At 72.6% G+C, this 4,452-nt stretch carries 2 protein-coding genes, 1 tRNA gene and 1 pseudogene; all 4 read right to left on the reverse strand.

All coding sequences use genetic code 11. The annotated features are described in order from the left end of the window. Positions 1 to 133: 133 nt before the first annotated feature. Entirely contained in the window at positions 134 to 2,203 is a 2,070-nt protein-coding gene (gene fusA, locus KUM32_RS20790) for an elongation factor G (RefSeq protein WP_217143426.1), read from the reverse strand. Positions 2,204 to 2,613: 410 nt separating this feature from the next. Further along, positions 2,614 to 2,698: transfer RNA gene (locus tag KUM32_RS20795), tRNA-Leu, on the reverse strand. A gap of 256 nt (positions 2,699 to 2,954) precedes the next feature. After that, positions 2,955 to 4,154 (reverse strand): sugar phosphate isomerase/epimerase family protein, encoded by a 1,200-nt coding sequence (locus KUM32_RS20800; RefSeq protein ID WP_254405889.1) that lies wholly within the window; start codon positions 4,152 to 4,154, stop codon positions 2,955 to 2,957. A 119-nt stretch (positions 4,155 to 4,273) separates the two neighbouring features. Continuing rightward, a pseudogene (locus tag KUM32_RS43610) lies at positions 4,274 to 4,452 on the reverse strand (alkaline phosphatase family protein); the annotation flags it as partial.

Here is a 4,452-nt window from a genome sequence, read left to right on the forward strand (position 1 = left end):
CCCTCCCCCGGTGCCGCCGGGTGGCCGCCCCCTCCCCGGTGCCTCCGGGTGGCCGCCCCCTCCCCGGTGCCTCCGGGTGGCCGCCCCCTCCCCCGGTGGCAGATTCCGGGTCGGGAGGGGGCAACCCGGCACGCTAGCGGGCCGGTGTCACGGTCGGCGCCGGTGCGTAGCCGGTGGGCCGGGCGGTGAAGGTACCGCGGCCCTGGGTGCGGCCGCGCAGCCGGGTCGCGTAGCCGAACAGCTCGGTCAGCGGCACGGTGGCGGTGACGACCGCCGCGCCGCCCCGCGTGTCGGAGCCGGTGACCCGGCCGCGGCGGGCCGCCAGGTCGCCGAGCACGCCGCCGACCGCGTCCTCGGGCACGGTGACCGTGACGTCCACGACCGGTTCCAGCAGGACCATCGTCGAGGCGCGCAGTGCCTCCCGGAGGCCGAACCGGCCGGCGGTGCGGAAGGCCGTGTCCGAGGAGTCCTTCACATGGGTCTGGCCGTCGGTGAGCGTGACCCTCAGCCCGGTCACCGGGTGACCGCCCAGCGGGCCCTCGGCCAGGGCTTCCCGGCAGCCGGCCTCGACGGCCCGCACGAACTCCTGCGGCACCCGTCCGCCGACGACCGTCGAACGGAACACGAAACCACCCTCCTTCGAGCCCGCGTCCATGTCCTCGTGCCAGGGCTCCACATCGAGGACGACGTGCGCGAACTGCCCCGCGCCGCCGTCCTGCTTGACGTGCCGGTGGACGAAACCGGTCACGCCCTCGCCGACCGTCTCGCGGTACGCCACGCCGGGGCGGCCCACACCGACCTCGATGCCGTGCTCGCGCCGGACGCGCTCCACCGCGACCTCGAGGTGCAGTTCACCCATGCCCGACAGGACGGTCTGCCCGGTCTCCGGGTCGGTCCGCACGGCCAGCGAGGGGTCCTCCTCGGTCAGCCGGGCGAGGGCCGAGGCCAGCCGGTCGGTGTCGGTGGAGCGCCGGGCCTCCACCGACACGTGTACGACCGGTTCGGCCACGCCCGGGGGTTCCAGGACCAGCGGGGCACCCGGCGCGCACAGGGTCGAGCCGGCGCGGGCGGACTTCAGCCCGACCACGGCGACGATGTCCCCGGCGACCGCGCGGTCCAGCGGGTCGTGACGGTCGGCCCGCACCCGCAGGATGCGGCCGATCCGCTCGGTGCGGCGCGTGCCGGCGTCCCACACGGTGTCTCCCTTCTCGATCGTGCCCGAGTACACCCGCAGGTACGTCAGCCGTCCCGTCGGGGTGGCGTTCACCTTGAACGCCAGTGCCGCCATCGGCGCCGCCGGGTCGGCGGACCGTTCCTGCTCCGTGCCGTCGTGGGCGCCGCGTACCGGAGGTACGTCCAGCGGGGAGGGCAGGTAGGTCACGACGGCGTCCAGCAGCGGTTCGACACCGCGGTTGCGGTAGGCCGAGCCGCACAGCACCACCACTCCGTCGCCGCTGCGCGTCAGGTCGCGCAGGGCACCGGCGAGCGTGGCCGCGGTGAGCGTCTCCCGGTCGCAGAACTCCTCCAGCGCGGCGGGGTGGCGTTCCGCCACCGCCTCCTCCAGCAGTCGCCGCCTGTGTGCCGCCTCCTCGCGCAGGGCGTCGGGCACCGGCCCGTCCTCGGCCGTCTCCGCCCCGTCAACCCACACCAGGGCGCGCATGCGCAGCAGGTCGACGACGCCGGTGAAGCCGTCCTCCGTGCCGATGGGCAGCTGCACGACCAGCGGTACCGGGTGCAGCCGGTCGCGTATCGAGGTGACGGCCGTGTCGAGGTCGGCGCCCGCCCGGTCCATCTTGTTGACGAACGCGATCCTCGGCACGCCGTGCCGGTCGGCCTGCCGCCACACGGACTCGCTCTGCGGTTCCACCCCGGCGACGGCGTCGAACACCGCGACCGCGCCGTCCAGCACCCGCAGGGAGCGCTCGACCTCGTCGGCGAAGTCGACGTGCCCCGGGGTGTCGATCAGGTTGATCCGGTGACCGTCCCAGGAACAGCTGACCGCCGCGGCGAAGATGGTGATGCCGCGATCGCGCTCCTGCGGGTCGAAGTCGGTGACGGTCGTGCCGTCGTGGACCTCGCCGCGCTTGTGGGTGGTGCCGGTGGTGTAGAGGATCCGCTCGGTGACGGTGGTCTTGCCGGCGTCGACGTGGGCGAGGATGCCCAGGTTGCGGACGGTGGTGAGCGGGTTGGTGTGGGTGCGCACGGCCCGTGGCCTTTCGCTGGTCTGTGAGCAGGGCGGCGCGATTCCCCCGACGAGGGCGGAACGGTGACAGGGCCCGCCTCAGAAAGGAAGGCGGACGGAGAGTCGTACGTCAGATGCTCGTCGCGGGCATCCGGTGCCGGCCGCGCAGCGGACACCGGACGGCCGAGGACACCAGGATCACCTCGTACCGGGAGGGGGGAACGACGGCAGCGGTGCGGATGCGCACGGCCCGGCTCCCCTCACTCGCTCTCGATGTCGTGGTGAGTGTAGGGAGACCGGGAGGGGCGGCGCACGGCATTTTCCCCGCACCGCTCCGGCGGCTCGGGGCGGCGTCGTATCCGGCCGCCCGGAAAACGCGACGTGCCGACCGGGATCACTCCCGGCCGGCACGTCACTTCTGCTTGATCTTGTGTCCGAGGGGGGACTTGAACCCCCACGCCCGATAAAGGGCACTAGCACCTCAAGCTAGCGCGTCTGCCATTCCGCCACCCGGACTAGGTGTCTGCCGCTGTGCGGGGTGTTCCCCGCGGCGACATGGACAACCATACCAAGGTTTCGCAGTGCCTTTCACCTGCGTTTCCTTCCCCTGGGCGGCGGCCCCGGGCACGGCCGTAGCGCCGTGCCCGGGGCCGCCGCCCAGGGTGACCGGGCAGTTACCCGGGTCCTGCGGTCCTGCGGTCCTGCCACCGGCCGTCGATGCTGCCTCCGCGCGTCTCGGGCAGGGGCCGCCGTAGTGCCGTGCCCGGGGGTGCTAACGGCGGCGCCTGCGCAGGGCCGCCAGGTTGTCGTAGCTGATCTTGGCCTCGCGCAGCGACTGCGCGGGGTCGGTGGCGCTCGGGGAGTTGTCGTCCTCGATCATCGGGTTGTGGTAGTTCCGCTGTCCGACCCGGGAGAAGAACGTCGTGTAGTCGATGACGCCGGTCCCGAAGGGCACCATGTCGTAGCCCATGCCGTTGGTGGTGCTGACGACGCCGTCCTTGGCGTGGAACAGCGGGTAGCGCTTGTTGTTGCGGGCGACCAGGCCGGCCGGGTCGAAGACGCTCTTCCGGGTGGAGCCGTCGTGGGCGGTGTAGGTGTGGAACTTGTACTGGGCGACGTGCGCCCAGAAGATGTCCATCTCCAGCCAGACCAGCTTCGGGTCGGTGACCTTCAGGAAGTACTCCAGCTTGCGGATGCCGGAGCTGCGGGTCGGCCGGCCCTGGTCGTCCAGCGGGCCGCCGTCGAGCAGGAAGCCGTAGGCCCCGTCGTGGTTGTGGGTGTAGAGCTTGATGCCCTCGCGGCGGGCGATCGCGCCGAGCGCGTTCCACTTGTCGGCGGCCACGTCCCAGTCGGCGCGGTGGGAGCTGCCGGTGGGGTCGCCGCCGGTGCCCATGTGGTCCATGCCGATGATGTTGGCGATCTCCAGGTGCTTCTTGAAGGTGTCCAGGTCCGCCGTGGTCAGCGGCCAGGAGGGCGGGATGAAGCCGTGGTTGCCCTGGGCGCGCAGTCCGTAGTCGTCGAGCCAGGAGCGCAGCAGCTTCGCGCCCTCGACGGATTCCAGGTTCGCTCCGCCGGGGGCGTTGGCGTGCTGGCGGTAGCCGGCGAACTCCACCTGGCGGTAGCCGTGGCGGGCTAGCTGCTTGAACACCTCGCGGAAGCCGGAGGGCAGGTCGGAGGCGAGGGGGTCGCGGCCGGTGGCGTCACGGACGGTGTAGAGGATGATGCCGCGCTTGTCCGCCGGGACCAGCGCCTGACCGCCGTGTCCGTGGCCGTGCCCGTGGTCTCTGCCCCGGTCCTGCGCCAGGGCGGGGCCGGCGCCGAAGACGGGGGCCGCGACGGCTCCGGCGGCCACGGCGGTGCACGTGCTCAGGAAGCGGCGCCGGTTCACGCCCAGGGTGCGGCGCAGGGCCTCGTCGGGGCCGTCGACGGGCCGGTCGCTGGTGGCGTCGCTGCGGGAGGAGTCGGGAAACAGGGTCACGGGTGCCTGCCTTCTGGGTCGTGGCCCGCCCTGATGCCGCCGGGCGGGCCGTTGTCAGTGCCGTGTGTTTCACTCTCAGTAGTCGGATCTCGGGGGACGTGTGTGGTGCCGCGTCAGTCGAGTCCGGCGAGGTGGAGGAGGAGTTGTTTGACGTCGGTGGCCGCGACACGGTCTCCGACTGCTTGGGGGGTGGAGCAGATGAGGAGGGGGCCGTCGTTGTCGTTGGTGGGGAGGCGGCCGTGGCTGCCGCGGATGGGTGAGGGGTCGAGGGGGACGACGGCCATGCGGTAGC

It is taken from the genome of Streptomyces sp. AC627_RSS907, assembly GCF_019049165.1.